The organism is Bacillus sp. FSL K6-0138 (genome assembly GCF_037982765.1).
GTDB classification, from domain to species: domain Bacteria; phylum Bacillota; class Bacilli; order Bacillales; family Bacillaceae; genus Bacillus; species Bacillus glycinifermentans.
This window is the reverse complement of sequence record NZ_CP150286.1, coordinates 3267461-3284682: the sequence shown is the minus strand read 5'-3', so window position 1 is coordinate 3284682 and position 17222 is coordinate 3267461. Positions and strand designations below refer to the sequence as shown.

Sequence of the window (17222 nt, the reverse complement as noted above, 5' to 3'; positions counted from 1 at the left end):
ACGGCTGCCATGTCAAATGGTAGCCGTTTTTTTTTCGCCTGCATACCATACAGGTGAAAGGAGTGATCCGGATGAGTGTCGAACAAACTTATGAATGGTATGAAAAAGCTTCATCCATGCGGGAACTGTCTCTTTGTCTTCTTCCGTATTTCAAAGGGGCGAAATCGAACCAAAGCATGTCCTTGATCAGCCACCTTCAATCCCATGGCATGCTCCGCTATTGGTCAGACGGGCAGAAGACGATGAAGGGGCTCAGGGAAAAAGGCGTATTCCAGCATGTGAAAAAGGAGGAGCGGCTGTTAAAGAAACGCTGGAACGGCCCGGACGTTCCGATCATCATCCTCCCTGTCGACGAAAGAAACCGGAAAATCAGGGCCGAATTCGGCTCCAAATCCGGGCTTGCTTTTCGCGATAAATTATTTTTGTTTCTTTCGACGCATATTTCTTCTTCCTCCATATCAGCGGTCATGACTCACGAATACAATCACGTTTGCCGGTTAGAAAATATGCCGAAAGAGGAAAAAGATGTGACGCTTCTTGATACAATCGTTCTTGAAGGATTGGCGGAAAACGCTGTTTATGAAAGATTTGGAGAGTCGGAGATAGCCGGGTGGACGTCGTTTTATTCGGAAAAACAGCTCGAACATTTTCAAAATCGACTGATTCGGCCTTATTTCGGGCTGCGCCGGCAAGATGGCCGGTTGTTCCCCAACATTTTATTTGGAAAAGGTTATTATCCTGATATGCTTGGATATGCCGTCGGCTACAATATCGTAAAAAAATATTTATCCAGCAAAAAATTAAAGGTTGCCGATGTGCTATCCCTGCCGGCCGAAGACTTTATAGTTCCAATGCTTTAATACATTAAAAAATTGACAATAAATTAATATTATGACAAAACATCTAAAAATTCCTTGATTTTGTAATGATTATGTAATAATATACAACTATAAAATTTTAAGATAATTCAGTCTTATCGAAAGGAATTTATATTAGTTTTCAATCATATTTAACTTCTGGTCTATGGAAGGGGAATCCGGATGAGCGCATTGCTGGAAGTCAGTGACTTAAAAACTTACTTTTTCAGAAAAAAACAGCCCATACCTGCGGTTGACGGAGTTGATTTTTCGATCGAAAAAGGGGAGACCGTTGCACTGGTCGGAGAATCTGGATCAGGAAAAAGCATCACTTCTTTATCGATCATGGGACTTGTCGGGAGCTCCGGCGGAAAGATCATGAACGGTTCCATCAAGCTGGAAGGCCGGGATCTCGTTACATACAAAGAACATGAGTTATGCAAGATTCGCGGAAACGATATCTCCATGATTTTTCAGGAGCCGATGACATCCCTGAACCCTGTGCTGACGATCGGCGAGCAGATCACGGAGGTCCTCATCTATCATAAAAAACTATCAAAAAAGGAAGCTGACAAAAAGGCGGTGGAACTGCTGAAGCTGGTCGGATTTTCGAGAGCCGAACAGCTGATGAAGGACTATCCGCACCGTTTGTCAGGAGGGATGCGGCAGCGGGTGATGATCGCGATCGCCCTCAGCTGCAATCCGAAGCTGCTCATCGCCGATGAACCGACGACCGCGCTCGATGTCACGATCCAGGCTCAGGTGCTCGAGCTGATGAAAGATTTGTGCGACAAATTCGGCACTTCGATTCTGCTTATTACCCATGATCTCGGCGTCGTTTCTGAAATCGCCGACCGCGTGATCGTCATGTATTGCGGACAAGTCGTAGAAAACGCCGCGGTTGACGAACTTTTTGACAACCCTCTCCATCCGTATACACAGGGGCTCCTGCATTCGATCCCGGTCATTGACGGCTCCATCGAAAAGCTGACGGCCATCGAGGGGAATGTGCCGACGCCCGACAACCTCCCGGCAGGCTGCCGCTTTGCTCCGAGGTGTCCAAATGCAATGGATAAATGCTGGAGCTTGCAGCCGGATCTGAAAACCCGGCCCGACGGACGGGCCGTCAGATGTTTCTTATACGAGGAGGGGAAATGAGGAGATGACTGCAACAGCGGAAAACCTGCAGCAGGCGAGGGATGTGGAACATGATGAATCCCTTTTAGAGCTCATAGACGTCAAAAAATACTTTCCGATCCGCTCGGGGATATTCCAGAAAAAGATCGGCGATGTCAAAGCGGTTGACGGGCTCAGCTTTTCGCTGAAGCGCGGCGAAACGCTCGGGATCGTCGGAGAATCGGGATGCGGGAAATCGACAGCCGGCCGGACGATGATCCGCCTCTATAAACCGACAGCAGGGCAAATCCTTTACAAAGGCCGGGATATTTCAAATTTGTCAGAAGAAAGTTTAAGAAAAAGCATCCGCAAAAATATTCAAATGGTGTTTCAGGACCCGTTTGCTTCACTGAATCCGAGAAAGACATTGCGATCCATCATCAAAGAGCCTTTTAACACACATCGTATGTACAACTTCAAAGAACGCAACGAAAGAGTCGAAGAACTTTTGGAAAAAGTCGGGCTGCACCCGTCTTTTGCAAACCGCTATCCGCACGAGTTTTCCGGCGGGCAGCGCCAGAGAATCGGCATCGCGCGGGCCCTTGCGCTCAATCCGGAGCTCATCATCGCCGATGAACCGGTTTCGGCTTTGGACGTGTCGATCCAGGCCCAGGTCATTAACCTGATGGAAGAGCTTCAGGAAGAATTTAATCTGACCTATCTGTTTATCTCACATGATTTGAGCGTCGTCCGCCACATCAGCGACAGAGTCGGCGTGATGTACCTCGGCAAAATGATGGAGCTGGCAGATAAACACGAGCTGTATGACAATCCGCTTCATCCTTACACACAGGCGCTGCTCTCCGCCGTTCCGGTTACGCGAAAGAAAGGGCGCGCAAAGCGGGAGCGGATCGTTTTGAAAGGGGAGCTTCCGAACCCGGCCAATCCGCCGCGCGGCTGCGTCTTTCATACGAGATGCCCGGCTGCAAAACCGGAGTGCGCGGAAAAGGTGCCCGCTTTCAAGGAAGTCAAAACAAACCATTTCGTGGCATGCCACCTTTACGAATAAAGGGGACGGCCGTTACATATTTAATCCTTGAGAGGGGGAATGCCTTCTTCAAAAACGGGGCCCGTTCGGCTCGGAAAAAACAACAGTTTAAAAAGGGGGAATTCGTAAAATGAAGATACGCAAAAAAACCGGATTTTCGATTTTAAGCCTGCTGCTGATCTTGTCGGTCTTTCTTTCGGCCTGCAACAGCGGCGAAGTCGGAGGGGAGCAGAAGGAAGGCAAATCTGACGGCAAACCGCAGCAGGGCGGAGACCTGATCGCCGGATCAACGGGGGAGCCGACGCTGTTTAACTCGCTGTATTCAACAGATACGGCCAGCTCTGATATTGAAAGGCTTCTCTATAATACTTTATTGGATGTCAATGAAAAGCTGGAAGTCGAGAAACAGCTTGCCGAGGATGTGAAGGAGTCCGAGGACGGCCTGACGTTTGACGTCAAGCTCAAAAAAGGCGTCAAGTTCCATGACGGCAAGGAAATGACCGCCGATGACGTTGTATTTACGTACAGCATTCCGATGAGCAAAGACTATGTCGGGGAGCGCGGCTCAAACTTTGAAGTGCTCAAATCCGTCACGAAAAAAGGAAAATATGAAGTCGAGTTTAAGCTGAAGCATCCGGACCCTTATTTTTACAATGTGACGATGACGAGCTACGGCATCCTGCCGAAGCATATCTTGAAGGACGTCCCGATCAGCGAGCTCGGCGAGCATGAATTCAACCGGAAAAAGCCGATCGGAACCGGACCGTTTAAATTCAAAGAATGGAAACAGGGGCAATATGTCAAAGTTGAAGCATTTGACGATTATTTCGCGGGACGTGCGCATTTAGACTCGATCACGTATAAAATCATCCCGGATTCCAATGCGGCGCTGTCTCAGCTTCAAGCCGGAGATATCGATTATTTAGTCATTACGCCGGGACCTGACTATAAAACCGCGGAAAAATTTAATAATGTAAAAATCGACACAGATTTGGGCTTGAACTATACGTACATCGGCTGGAATGAAAAGAACGAGCTCTTTAAAGACAAGAAGGTCCGCCAGGCGCTGACATATGCCCTCGACCGCCAGGCGATGGTCGACCAGGTTCTTGACGGAGACGGAAAAATCGCCAACATTCCTGAAAGCCCGCTGTCATGGAATTATCCGGACAATGAAGCAGGGATTAAAACGTTTAACCACGACCCTGAAAAAGCGAAGAAAATGCTGAAGGAAGCCGGCTGGTCTGATACGGACGGCGACGGCATTTTAGACAAAGACGGCAAAAAATTCTCCTTCGTCCTCAAAACAAACCAGGGCAATAAGACGAGGGAAGACCTCGTGGTTGTCGTTCAGCAGCAATTGAAGGAAATCGGCATTGAGGCAAAGCCGCAAATCGTCGAGTGGAGCGCGTTGATCGAACAGATGAATCCGCCGAATTGGGATTTTGACGCGATGATCATGGGCTGGAGCTTAGCCACATTCCCTGACCAAAGCAATATTTTCCATTCGAAAGAAGCGGAAAAAGGGCTGAACTATGTGTGGTATCAAAATAAAGAGCTTGATAAGCTGCTCGACAAGGCCAAAACGCTGAAAGACCGTGAAGATTATAAAAAGGCGTATGAAGACATCTACAAAATATTGGCGGAAGATCAGCCGTACACGTTCCTGTACTACACGAATTACCACAGAGCGATGCCGGCCAACATGAAAGGCTTTGTTTTCCATCCGAAGGAAGATTTCTATAAAGCCGAAAACTGGTGGCTGGATCAAAAATAAAGGAAATTCCCTTAAGGGGAGGGAGGTTTTCAAGATGCTTCCTTCCCCTTCATTTTAAGAAATTAATCAAAAAGGGGATCAAAAATGGTTACATATATCATTCGCAGGACGCTCATGTCGATTCCGATCTTGCTTGGGATTACCATTTTGTCATTCGCCATTATGAAAGCCGCCCCGGGGGATCCGATGGCATTAATGATGGACCCGACGATCAGTGCGGCAGACCGGGAAAAATTCATCGAGAAATACGGCTTGAACGAGCCTGAGCACATTCAATATTTGAAGTGGCTCGGAAACATGGTTCAGGGGGATTTCGGCACCTCAATCGTCAGAAAAGGGATGCCTGTTACCGAACTGATACTTGCAAGGCTTCCGAACACGCTTTTATTGATGCTTGTTTCGACCATTCTCGCGCTTCTCATCTCGATTCCGTTCGGGGTGCTTTCAGCGAGGCGGCCGTACTCAAAGCTTGATTACGGGATTACATTTACATCGTTTATCGGACTTGCCGTCCCGAATTTTTGGCTTGGATTAATCCTGATTATGTTTCTTGCCGTCAATTTAGGCTGGTTTCCGACAGGCGGCGTCATGACGATCAATTCAGATTTCAGCTTGTGGGACCGCATTCATCACTTGATTCTGCCCGCTTTCGTACTCGCAACCGCTGATATGGCGGGACTCACGCGCTATACGAGGTCAAGCATGCTCGATGTGCTCAGGCAGGACTACATGCGGACGGCCAGAGCGAAAGGGTTTAAAGAAAACCGGGTCGTGTACAAGCACGGACTCCGAAACGGACTGCTGCCGGTGATCACGATTTTTGGACTGATGATTCCTTCCTTTATCGGCGGAGCCGTCGTAACCGAACAGATTTTCAGCTGGCCGGGCCTCGGAAAGCTGTTTGTCGATTCCGCTTTCCAAAGAGATTATCCGGTCATCATGGCCATGACCGTCATATCTGCCGTGCTGGTCGTCATCGGAAATTTAATTGCCGATATTTTGTACGCAATCGTCGATCCGCGAATTGAGTATTAAAGGAGGGGGACTAAGGTCATGACACAGCCAAACTCACCGGCGCCTTCACCGGAGATCAGGCTTCAGGAAAATGTCGCGCCGAAGCCGGAAACGATGACAAAAATCTTCTTTGAAAAGTTTTTCAAAAACAAGCTGGCGGTGATCAGCGGAATTATATTATCCATCATAATCTTGTCGGCTCTGTTTGCGCCGCTGATCGCTCCGTATCCGCCGGAGCAGCAGAATCTGCTGAACAAGCTGAAACCTCCGAGCGCTGAACATCTGATGGGAACGGACAAGTTCGGACGCGACATTTTCAGCCGTTTGCTGTACGGCGCCCAAGTATCGCTTCTCGTCGGCTTCGCTTCTGTGCTCGGTTCCATTACCATCGGCACCGTGGTCGGCGCCGTAGCCGGCTATTTCGGCGGAATCATTGATGCCATCATGATGCGGCTCGTCGACATCATTTTGTCGATACCCGACATCTTCCTCTTGATTACGCTGGTGACGATTTTTCAGCCGGGCATTGACAAGCTGATTTTAATCTTCGCCTTGACGAGGTGGACGACGACGGCGCGGCTCGTCCGCGGTGAATTTTTATCCTTGAGGTCGAGGGAATTCGTTCTCGCTGCAAAAACGATCGGAACAAGGAGCCACAAGATCATTTTCTCCCATATCTTGCCGAATGCGATGGGACCGATTATCGTTGCTGCCACATTATCCGTCGGAACGGTCATTCTTTCGGAGTCGGCGCTCAGCTACCTCGGCTTCGGTGTTCAGCCGCCGATGGCGAGCTGGGGAAACATGCTCCAGGATGCGCAAAATTTCACGATTATGATTCAGGCGTGGTGGTATCCGCTGTTCCCGGGACTCATGATTTTACTCACTGTATTATGCTTTAACTTTGTCGGCGACGGACTGCGCGATGCGCTTGATCCGAAGAATATCAAATGAACGAAGCCGGGGATTTTACCCCGGTTTTTTGCTGATTCGTTCTGCCATAATCTTTGCCTGATGGAATAAATTCTCTTCTCCTTGCCTATACTGTGGACAACAGTTTTTATAAAAGTGAGGGGTTAGAAATGTTATTTCTTCATGATGTGTGGGTGAATTGGTTTGAGGGAGAAGAAAACGGCTACAATGTCTGCCACTTTCACGAATGGCGGAAGGAAGACAGTGTTGAACTGCTTGACCAGGTGCCTTTGTTAAGGGTTTCGTCCGTTCTGTTTCACTACATAGAAAATGACCTGTCAGAGCTTCCGGCGGAATTGTTAAACGATGTCCATCAAAAAGCGTATATCCGCAAAAATCACGAACGGACACAGCTTGACCACTGCTTCGTTGTAACGGACGGCATCGGAATTCTCGCGGTTGATACGGCCGGCTATTCAATACCGGTCAGAAAAAGCCGCCTCATTCCAAGGCAAGAGCAGCTTGTGTACGAAATGGTAAAGGACGTCGAGGCGAAGGAATACGAATTTTCGCAGGAAAAGCTGCAATCTTCCAAAGAATACCACATTCTATCATTATCACCGGAGCATGTCAGAGGACTAACAAGAAAGGAACGCCAGCTCAAGCAGCTTTTGTTCATGGCGCTTGATCAGCTGAAAGGCCTCAAAAACCGCGCTGAGATTGCCTACTGGTACACGGAATGGAATCCGTATATGTATGAGCAGATTAAACGGATGACATTTGAAGAAATCTGGGACATGCTTTTCAATGAAACGATCGACGGCTGGTCTGATAAACACCGGGACTTTTGCGAGAATTTGATAAAAGGGCAGCCGTTTTTTGAAAAACTGTGGGAAATTGAAAATGAGTCTAAAGTCAACTAAATAAGAAGCAGAGAGGCTGTCGAGCGTGCCGATGGCCTTTTTCGTTTGTTTTTAGCGACATTTTATTAGAAAAGAAAAAGCTTTTGAATAAACGAGAAACCACTTTCCATGGCAAGGGAAAGTGGTTTTGTTGTTAGCGTTTTTTGCGGCCGAGGCCCATCGCGTTCTCCATTTTTTTCAGCATTTTGTTTGCCGCTTTGTTTGCGCGCTCTGCGCCTTCGTCGAGAATCCGGTCCAATTCCTCTGATTCGATCAGTTCGTAGTACCGGTCCTGAATCGGTGACAGCGCATTGACCACGACTTCGGCAAGATCGGTTTTAAATTCGCCGTAGCCTTTGCCGTCGTACTTTGCTTCGAGCTCTTCGATGGAGACTTGTCCAAGGATCGAATAGATCGTCAGCAGGTTGGACACTCCCGGCTTGTTTTCCTTATCGTATTTGACGATTCCGTCTGAATCGGTGACGGCGCTTTTGATTTTTTTCTCCAGCTGTTTTGGCTCGTCAAGCAATGTGATGAACGCCTTTTGATTCGGATCAGACTTGCTCATTTTTTTGAGCGGATCGGCCAGCGACATAATGCGGGCGCCGACCTTCGGAATTTTTACTTCAGGCACCGTAAAGATGTCATTGTATTTTTTGTTGAAGCGCTCAGCCAGATTCCGCGTCAGTTCAAGATGCTGCTTTTGGTCTTCGCCGACAGGGACGACGTCTGTTCCGTACAGCAGGATATCGGCCGCCATTAAAGGGGGATATGTCAACAGCCCAGCAACGACGGCTTCTTTGCCCGCCGATTTGTCTTTAAACTGGGTCATGCGCTCGAGTTCGCCGATATAGGCGACGCACTGCAGCATCCAGCCGGCCTGTGCGTGCGCAGGCACCTCAGACTGTATAAACAGCGTCGCCTTTTCTGGATCAAGGCCGATGGCCAAGTAAAGAGCGGCCAGGTTGCGGATGTTTTTTCTCAGCTTGAGGCGGTCCTGCGGAACTGTGATCGCATGCTGGTCAACGATGCAGAAATAGCAGTTGTAGTCATCCTGCAGCTCGACGAATTGTTTCATCGCTCCGATGTAGTTGCCAAGCGTAACGGAGCCGCTCGGCTGAATTCCGGAAAATATCGTTTTCATGTGAATCCCTCTTTTCGTTTCAAAATAAAAAGGCCCACTCTTCCCTAAAAAAAGGGACGAATGAACCGCGGTGCCACCCTGATTATTTCATTATGGACAAAATGAAATCACTTTAGACGTTGTTAACGAAGCCTTCTCCGTCTGAGCCTACTTGAAAACCGTTCGGTCAGCTGCTCCAAAGCCCATTCCACATTCGCCATTATCCGCTCCCAGCAACGCGGACTCTCTTTAAATGGGGAGAAATGTGTACTCTTCTTTTTCAAAGCATTTAATTCATAATTTTATTATATATAAATTTGAAATAAAAGTCACCAGTGTTAAATAAAGAATCTTATGAAAGCGATGAAAAACGTTTGCTTAATGGCCGGACGTTATTTATTGTGTGTGGAGATTGTTATATGTAAAAAACGATTCTGTCAGGATTAAGCAGCTTTTGATTTTAACGATGTTATGCTTTAAAACAGAGAAGTGTCTTAAGAACTTTGGCAGAAAAGCTGACAAACGCGAATTGTTTGAATAAAAAAATAATTGAAAATTAATATTGCAATAAATTATTCTATTAATTATAATGAATTTGTTCACTTCGGTGTTACAGGTTCTTTACATAATAAATATTCAGAAAAGACGAAACAGAAGAAAAAGTATGGCAAGTGGGCCTATTACTTTTTTATGATAAATCTGAATGTTAAGGAGTAAGGAACTAAAAAAATATCAACATAGGGGGGTTTCTCTTGAAGAAGCGTTTATCATTTATCAGTTTACTGCTTATGTTCACCCTCGTTTTGAGCGCTTGCGGTTTCAGCTCAAGCTCTGGAGACGGCGGCAAGAAAGACAGCAAAGGAAAAGATACATTGAATGTCAATATAAAAACTGAACCGTTTTCATTGAATCCGGGCCTTGCAAACGATTCGGTTTCTGGAAACGTGCTTCGCCAGACGTTCGAAGGGTTGACAACGATTGGCAAGGACGGAAAGCCGGTCAATGCGGCAGCAGAAAAGATCGAAGTCAGCAAAGACCAGAAAACATATACGTTTACAATCCGGAAAGATGCGAAATGGTCAAACGGAGATCCTGTAACAGCCGAGGACTTTGAGTATGCCTGGAAGTGGGCGCTTAACCCGAAAAACGAATCGCAATACTCCTACCAGCTTTACTACTTAAAAGGCGGTGAAGCGGCTAACACAGGCAAAGGAAAGATTGATGACGTCGGCGTTAAAGCGGTGAATGACAAGACGTTGAAAGTCGAGCTTGAAAAACCGACACCGTATTTCACGGAACTTACCGCGTTTTACACTTACATGCCGGTCAATAAAAAAGTCGCCGAGAAACATCCGAAGTGGTATACAAAAGCTGATGAAAATTATGTATCCAACGGACCTTTCAAAATGACGGAATGGAAGCACAGCGGGAACATCGTACTGGAGAAAAACGACCAGTACTGGGATAAAGATTCCGTAAAACTGAAAAAGATTAACATGGCGATGGTCAACGACCCTAACACAGGCCTGAACATGTATAAAAAAGGCGAGATTGACTTCGTAGGACAGCCTCTTGACGAGATTCCGACGGATGCGATCCCAAGCCTTAAAAAAGAAGGCTTAAACATTGATCCGTTCGCAGCGGTGTACATTTATAAATTCAACACAGAAGCAGCGCCGCTGAACAATGCCAATATCCGCAAAGCTCTGACATATGCGATCAACCGCGAAGCGATCGTCAAAAACATCACACAGGCTGAGCAGATTCCGGCGACCGGATTCGTACCTCCGGCAGTCACAGGATTTGAGTCAAACAAACCATACTACAAAGACCATGATGTTGCAAAAGCAAAAGAATATCTGAAAAAAGGCTTAAAAGAGCTGGGCCTTAAAAAGGCGTCAGATCTACCGAAAATCACGCTTTCTTACAACACGGATGAAGCCCATCAAAAAATCGCTCAAGCCGTTCAGGAAATGTGGAACAAGGATTTAGGCGTTAAAGTTGAATTGGGCAATGAAGAGTGGAACGTTTATATCGATAAGCTTCATACAGGCAACTATCAAATCGGCCGAATGGGCTGGATCGCCGACTTTAACGACGGCATGAACTTCCTTGAAACATACCGGGATAAAGAAGGCGGAAACAACGATACAAACTGGGAAAACGCCCAATATAAAGAGCTTCTCTCAAAAGCTTCAACCGAAACGGATGAGCAAAAGCGCATCGAGCTGATGAAACAAGCCGAAGGCATCCTGATGGATGAAATGCCGATCGCTCCGATCTACTTCTACACGATGCCTTACATGCACGATAAAAGCTTAAAAGGCTTTGTTTTGACAGGGACAGGAGAACTCTATTTCAAAACTGCGCATTTTGAATAAAACTGCATCAAAAAGTATATGGGGGCTCTAAAGGATTTTCCCCCATATACTTTTATTTATGATAAGAGTTTAATAGACTGAAAATTCGGAGGTGTGTAAACATGATTAAATTTTTAGGCCGTCGTCTCGTTTATATGCTGATTTCTCTATGGGTGATTGTCACTGCTACCTTCTTCCTGATGAGATCCATACCTGGCGGGCCATTTTCAGGCGAGAAGAAGCTTCCTCCTGCAATCGAAGCCAGCCTCAATTCATACTATGGTTTAGACCAGCCCCTCTTTAAACAATATCTCGACTATTTGGTGTCAGTGATGAAGTGGGATTTCGGGCCATCATTTAAATACAAAGGACAAACCGTGAACGAACTGATCAACTCCGGTTTTCCGATTTCTTTTACACTGGGAATGGAAGCGATTTGTCTCGCGCTTGCTTTCGGCGTGTTATTTGGCGTTATTGCAGCGCTGAAGCGGAATAAGTGGCAGGATTATACAGCGATGATTATCGCTGTCATCGGCATCTCTGTGCCGAACTTTATCATGGCCGCGCTTCTGCAGTATGTACTGGCGATGAAGCTTGGCGTGTTCCCTGTCGCACAATGGGAATCATGGGGCCACACCGTTCTGCCGGCGATCGCCGTATCTTCAATGCCGATGGCGTTTATCGCCCGGCTGACGCGTTCAAGCATGCTCGAAGTACTTAGCAGCGATTACATACGTACGGCGAAGGCGAAAGGTCTAAGCACTGCAGCCATTACCGTCAAGCATGCGATACGGAACGCGATCATGCCGGTTGTTACATATATGGGACCGATGGCAGCATCTATTTTGACCGGGACGTTTGTCGTTGAAAAAATCTTCGGCATACCGGGACTCGGCATGCACTTCGTCACAAGCATCACGAACCGCGATTATACGGTTATCATGGGCGTCACTGTGTTTTTCGGCGCGATCTTACTGCTTTGCGTCCTCATTGTTGATATTTTATACGGCTTAATCGATCCGCGCATCAAACTGTTTGGCGCTAAGAAAGGGGAGTAAAAGGATGCAGCAAATACCTAAAGACATGTTTGAACCTGCAGCTGTCGACCATAGCGAAGCGGAGAAAATCTCCAAGAAAAACCTTTCTTTTTGGACGGACGTGTTTTTGAGATTTAAAGAAAACAAGCTTGCGATGTGCGGCCTTATCGTTCTCATTCTCATCGCGCTGATGGCCATCTTTGCGCCGGTGTTTTCAAGCTTTCATTATGATGAAACGAATTTGACCAATGCGAACAAACCGCCGAGCGGAGAGCACTGGTTTGGCACCGATGACCTCGGCAGGGACGTGTTTGTCCGCACATGGGTCGGAGCCCGCATCTCGCTGACAATCGGTCTTGCCGCCGCGCTGATCGACGTTTTGATCGGCGTCATCTGGGGTGCGATTTCAGGCATCAGAGGCGGACGCACTGACGAAATCATGATGAGAATCGCGGACATCTTATGGGCGATTCCTTCCTTATTGATGACGATCCTTCTTCTCGTCGTCATGGGAAAAGGGTTAATCACGATGATCCTCGCAATGGTCATTACAGGATGGATCAATATGGCGAGAATCGTGCGCGGACAGGTGCTCCAGCTTAAAAATCAGGAATTCGTTCTCGCTTCAAGAACATTGGGTGCGAAAAACTCGCGCATCATCAGAAAACACCTGCTTCCAAACATTATGAGCCCGATTTTGGTGACGATGACATTGACCGTCCCTACTGCGATTTTCTATGAAGCGTTCTTAAGCTATCTTGGCCTCGGCGTCCCGCAGCCGCTGGCAAGCTGGGGGACGATGGCGACAGACGGCGTGCAGGGCCTGGAATATTATCCTTGGCGTTTGTTCTTCCCGGCTACATTTATCTGCCTGACCATGTTTGCATTCAACGTTATCGGCGACGGATTGCGCGACGCTTTAGATCCGAAGCTGCGTAAATAAAGGAGTGAGAAAGATGAAACACTTACTTGAGGTGAAAGATTTAGCCATTTCTTTTAAAACATACGCCGGAGAAGTCCAGGCCATCCGCGGTGTCAACTTTCACGTTGACAAAGGGGAGACGCTTGCGATCGTCGGGGAATCCGGATCTGGAAAAAGCGTCACTTCACAGGCGATCATGAAGCTGATACCGATGCCTCCGGGCTATTTTAAGAGCGGACAGATTTTATTTGACGGACAGGATTTGGTGCCGAAATCGGAAAAAGAGATGCAGTCGATCCGCGGCAAAGAGATCGGCATGATCTTTCAAGACCCGATGACATCGTTGAATCCGACGATGAAAGTCGGCCGCCAGATAACAGAGGTTTTGTTTAAACACGAGAATATTTCCAAGGAAGATGCGAATAAACGTGCGGTAGAACTGCTCAGCCTTGTCGGAATTCCGATGCCTGAACGCCGCGTAAATCAATATCCGCACGAATTCAGCGGGGGAATGAGGCAGCGGGTCGTCATCGCGATGGCGCTTGCCGCCAACCCGAAGCTGCTGATCGCGGACGAACCGACGACCGCCCTTGATGTGACCATTCAGGCGCAAATTTTGGAACTGATGAAAGAATTGCAGAAAAAGATCGAAACATCGATCATTTTTATCACCCACGATCTCGGCGTCGTCGCCAACGTGGCCGACCGGGTAGCCGTTATGTATGCCGGACAGATCGTCGAGATTGGAACGGTTGACGAAATTTTCTACAATCCGAAGCATCCTTATACATGGGGTCTTTTAGCTTCAATGCCGAGCCTTGACAATGACGGGGATGAAGAATTGATGGCGATACCGGGATCTCCGCCTGATCTGACGAATCCGCCGAAAGGCGACGCGTTTGCATTAAGAAGTCCGTATGCGATGAAAATCGATTTTGAACAGGAACCGCCGATGTTTAAAGTATCTGATACGCATTATGTGAAATCGTGGCTCCTGCATCCGGATGCGCCAAAGGTTGAACCGCCTGCGGCTGTTAAAAGCAAAATGCGGGAGTTTAAAAATCAATACGTAAAACCGGTTCAAGTGAAAGAAGGTGAATGATATGGCAGAAAAACTGCTCGAAATCAAGAACTTAAAACAGCACTTCTCAACGCCCAAAGGAACGGTAAAGGCTGTCGACGGAATCACGTTCGACATCTACAAAGGGGAAACGCTCGGCCTTGTCGGAGAATCCGGCTGCGGAAAGTCGACGACAGGACGGACGATCATCAGGTTATATGAAGCGACTTCGGGTGAGGTGCTGTTTAAAGGAAAGAATGTGCACGGCAAAAAATCCGCCAAAGATCTTCTCGAGTTCAACCGGAAAATGCAAATGATCTTTCAGGACCCGTATGCTTCATTAAATCCGCGGATGACGGTGGCCGATATCGTCGCCGAAGGGATCGACATTCACGGCTTGGCAAAAACGAAGCAGGAGCGCCTTGCAAGGGTTCACGAGCTTTTGAAGCTGGTCGGCTTGAATGAAGAGCACGCCAACCGCTATCCGCACGAATTTTCCGGCGGTCAGCGGCAGCGGATCGGCATCGCAAGAGCGCTTGCTGTTGAACCTGAATTCATCATTGCCGATGAGCCGATCTCCGCGCTTGACGTGTCCATCCAGGCTCAGGTCGTCAACTTGATGAAGGATCTGCAAAAGGAGAGAGGATTGACATATTTATTCATCGCCCACGATTTATCGATGGTGAAATACATCAGCGACCGGATCGGCGTCATGTATTTCGGAAAGCTGGTTGAACTTGCGGCAGCCGAGGAATTATACGAAAATCCGCTTCATCCTTATACACAGTCGCTGCTTTCTGCGATTCCTCTTCCGGACCCGGATTATGAGCGCACACGGGTGAGAAAAACGTATGATCCATCCGTTCACAAGCTGAAAGACGGTGAACAGATGGAGCTTCGCGAAGTGAAGCCTGGGCATTTTGTAATGTGTTCCGAGGAAGAATTTGCAGCGTATCAGTCCAAATAAAAGCTTACGAGACAGCCGCGCAGGCTGTCTTCTTTTTTGTAAAAAAAACTGAAACTTTCGGGCCGAACATCCGTCTTAGTATATGTAAGCGCAACATGCTGCTTTGCTCCAGGAGGTTTGTTTAATTTTATGAGAAAGCGGGTATATCTAAGGTGTGAATCATAAAAGAACAGCCATAAGGAGTAGATGAATGAACTGGTATGAGAAGCTCAGCGAGTATTTTACCGTTGAAGAAATGAAGTCGAAAGAGCATATGGAAGCATTATTAAAGGAACGAGACGACATATACCATAAAGAAGAAGGCAGGCATCACGTTTTGATGTATGCCGAGTTTGATTCCTTTATTTTCATTGACTATTTATTCGTTTCAAAGGATGCAAGGGGCCAGGGGCTCGGTTCAAAACTGATAGAGGCTCTTAAAAAGAAAAACAAACCGATCCTTCTTGAGGTCGAACCCGTTGATGAAGATGATGCTGATACGGCGAAGCGGCTCAAATTTTATCAAAAGGAAAACTTTAAACACGCTGAGTCAGTCGGCTACCGGCGCCGGTCTTTGGCTACCGGCAAAGTAAACAAAATGGAGATCCTCTACTGGTCTCCGAAATCAAACACAGAAGAAGAAGTATTTGAAGCCATGAAAAAAACGTACGAAAAGATCCATACATACAAAGACGAAAAATGGTATGGAGAATCGTTCGAACACGTTGATGATGTCCTAAAGATCATTGACGAGGAAAAGCAGAAAAACATTTTCGATGAATTAAACTAAATGAGAATGAAATCCGGCTAAAAAAAGAAATGTCGCAGGATTGTCAAAAAATTTCTATTGCACACTGTTCACACTTACTTTTTTATAGTATAATACTCTATAAAGATTACTTCTTTAGAGTTATTTCAATTTAAGAATAAGCTGATTTCATTCTACTTTCCAAGGAGTGAAGAATTATGGTTACATTATATACATCACCAAGCTGTACGTCTTGCAGAAAGGCGCGCGCATGGCTGGAAGAGCACGATATCCCGTTTCAAGAAAGAAATATTTTTTCAGAGCCGTTATCAATTGATGAAATAAAAGAAATTTTGCGGATGACGGAAGACGGAACAGACGAGATCATTTCAACCCGTTCCAAAGTATTCCAAAAGCTGAACGTCAACCTTGAAACGATGCCGCTTCAAGAGCTGTATCAGCTGATCAATGAACATCCCGGCCTCTTGCGCCGTCCGATTATCATCGACGAAAAACGCTTGCAAGTCGGATACAACGAAGATGAAATCCGTCGTTTCCTTCCGCGCAAAGTCCGTACGTTCCAATTAAGAGAAGCACAGCGTCTGGCAAACTAAGGCCGGCCTGAGTGAAATGAAAGAAGGCTGAATCATTCAGCCTTCTTTTTAATGCTTTTCAATCGTCTGTTCGTAATAAATGCTGGCCAAAATGACAAAAATAACCGCAAGGACTGGAAACAGCATTTCAAGCGTACTGTGTCTGGCCATAAAGGATGACAGTTCCTGCTCCCTGACGATCATTTCACCGCCGGTGTATGCAAGGAGCCCGCTCCCTGCGTAGATGAGAAGCGGAAATTTGGAAAGAGCGGCCTGGATGAGCCTGCTGCCCCAAATGATGACCGGCACCGAAACCGCCAGGCCGATGACGACGAGCGTCAGGCGGCCTTGTGATGCGCCTGCCACAGCAATCACATTGTCAAGCGACATGAATAAATCGGCGATCACAATAATCCGAATCGCCTTCCACAAGGATGTCCCGCCTTTGACATGCTGGGCTTCCTTTTTTTCGATCAGAAGCTGATATCCTAAATACAGAAGGAAGATTCCTCCGATAAATTGCAGGTAAGGAACCGCAAGAAGATAAACCGCCAGAGTGGTCAGCATGATCCTCATCAAAATGGCAATGCCCGTGCCGATGATGATTGCTTTTTGCCTTTGCCGGGGAGGCAAATTCCGGCTCGCCATTGCAATGACGACCGCATTGTCGCCGCCGAGAATAAGGTCGATTCCGATGATGACAACAAACGGCATCAGTAATTCTTGTTCCATCAACTGGCACCTCGCTTTTTGCACCTCGCGTCATTTACTGCTTGTACAGCTAATATATGAGGCTCATTCAAAATT

At 47.0% G+C, this 17222-nt stretch carries 16 protein-coding genes and 1 other annotated feature; of the genes, 14 read left to right on the top strand and 2 right to left on the bottom strand.

Annotated elements, in window-relative coordinates:
- Nucleotides 1–71 precede the first annotated feature (71 nt).
- From MHB78_RS17450 to MHB78_RS17420, 7 genes are all read left to right on the top strand, one after another.
- Entirely contained in the window at nt 72–860 is a 789-nt protein-coding gene (locus tag MHB78_RS17450; RefSeq protein WP_046131226.1) for a DUF2268 domain-containing protein, read from the top strand.
- Nucleotides 861–1040: 180 nt separating this feature from the next.
- On the top strand, nt 1041–2015 hold the full coding sequence (locus tag MHB78_RS17445; RefSeq protein WP_046131225.1) for an ABC transporter ATP-binding protein: 975 nt from the start codon (nt 1041–1043) through the stop codon (nt 2013–2015).
- A gap of 4 nt (nt 2016–2019) precedes the next feature.
- A complete protein-coding gene (locus MHB78_RS17440) occupies nt 2020–3042 on the top strand; it encodes a dipeptide ABC transporter ATP-binding protein (RefSeq protein ID WP_046131224.1) in 1023 nt (340 codons plus the stop codon).
- Nucleotides 3043–3151: 109 nt separating this feature from the next.
- Complete coding sequence (locus MHB78_RS17435; protein ID WP_046131223.1) at nt 3152–4798, top strand: peptide-binding protein; 1647 nt, start codon at nt 3152–3154, stop codon at nt 4796–4798.
- 84 nt (nt 4799–4882) lie between these two features.
- Nucleotides 4883–5833: an ABC transporter permease gene (locus tag MHB78_RS17430; protein ID WP_046131222.1), complete on the top strand. Its 951-nt coding sequence runs from the start codon at nt 4883–4885 to the stop codon at nt 5831–5833.
- A gap of 18 nt (nt 5834–5851) precedes the next feature.
- Complete coding sequence (gene opp4C / locus MHB78_RS17425) at nt 5852–6766, top strand: oligopeptide ABC transporter permease (RefSeq protein WP_046131221.1); 915 nt, start codon at nt 5852–5854, stop codon at nt 6764–6766.
- A gap of 128 nt (nt 6767–6894) precedes the next feature.
- Nucleotides 6895–7647, top strand: coding sequence for a YjbA family protein (locus MHB78_RS17420; protein WP_046131220.1), 753 nt, complete (start codon nt 6895–6897; stop codon nt 7645–7647).
- Nucleotides 7648–7780: 133 nt separating this feature from the next.
- Here MHB78_RS17420 and trpS read toward each other — a convergent pair whose 3' ends face one another.
- Nucleotides 7781–8770 carry a tryptophan--tRNA ligase gene (gene trpS / locus MHB78_RS17415; RefSeq protein ID WP_046131219.1) on the bottom strand — a complete coding sequence of 330 codons (990 nt, stop codon included), beginning with the start codon at nt 8768–8770 and terminating at the stop codon, nt 7781–7783.
- Nucleotides 8771–8819: 49 nt separating this feature from the next.
- Nucleotides 8820–9042: a binding site (T-box leader), on the bottom strand.
- Nucleotides 9043–9501: 459 nt separating this feature from the next.
- Here trpS and MHB78_RS17410 point away from each other — a divergent pair.
- The 7 genes from MHB78_RS17410 to spxA all read left to right on the top strand — a co-directional run bounded on the left by MHB78_RS17410 (nt 9502) and on the right by spxA (nt 16436).
- The gene (locus MHB78_RS17410) at nt 9502–11130 is read left to right on the top strand and encodes a peptide ABC transporter substrate-binding protein (RefSeq protein ID WP_046131218.1); all 1629 of its coding nucleotides are present in this window, start codon (nt 9502–9504) and stop codon (nt 11128–11130) included.
- 101 nt (nt 11131–11231) lie between these two features.
- On the top strand, nt 11232–12167 hold the full coding sequence (locus MHB78_RS17405; protein ID WP_046131217.1) for an ABC transporter permease: 936 nt from the start codon (nt 11232–11234) through the stop codon (nt 12165–12167).
- Between the two features lie 4 nt (nt 12168–12171).
- On the top strand, nt 12172–13089 hold the full coding sequence (locus MHB78_RS17400; protein WP_046131216.1) for an ABC transporter permease: 918 nt from the start codon (nt 12172–12174) through the stop codon (nt 13087–13089).
- Between the two features lie 4 nt (nt 13090–13093).
- Nucleotides 13094–14170 (top strand): ABC transporter ATP-binding protein, encoded by a 1077-nt coding sequence (locus MHB78_RS17395; protein ID WP_152654486.1) that lies wholly within the window; start codon nt 13094–13096, stop codon nt 14168–14170.
- A gap of 1 nt (nt 14171) precedes the next feature.
- Nucleotides 14172–15095 carry an ATP-binding cassette domain-containing protein gene (locus MHB78_RS17390; protein WP_046131214.1) on the top strand — a complete coding sequence of 308 codons (924 nt, stop codon included), beginning with the start codon at nt 14172–14174 and terminating at the stop codon, nt 15093–15095.
- A gap of 190 nt (nt 15096–15285) precedes the next feature.
- A complete protein-coding gene (locus MHB78_RS17385; RefSeq protein WP_046131213.1) occupies nt 15286–15864 on the top strand; it encodes a GNAT family N-acetyltransferase in 579 nt (192 codons plus the stop codon).
- A 176-nt stretch (nt 15865–16040) separates the two neighbouring features.
- Nucleotides 16041–16436, top strand: coding sequence for a transcriptional regulator SpxA (gene spxA / locus MHB78_RS17380; RefSeq protein ID WP_046131212.1), 396 nt, complete (start codon nt 16041–16043; stop codon nt 16434–16436).
- Between the two features lie 48 nt (nt 16437–16484).
- On the opposite strand, the gene MHB78_RS17375 is transcribed toward spxA, so the two are convergent.
- Nucleotides 16485–17147: a TerC family protein gene (locus MHB78_RS17375; RefSeq protein ID WP_046131211.1), complete on the bottom strand. Its 663-nt coding sequence runs from the start codon at nt 17145–17147 to the stop codon at nt 16485–16487.
- Between the last annotated feature and the right edge of the window lie 75 nt (nt 17148–17222).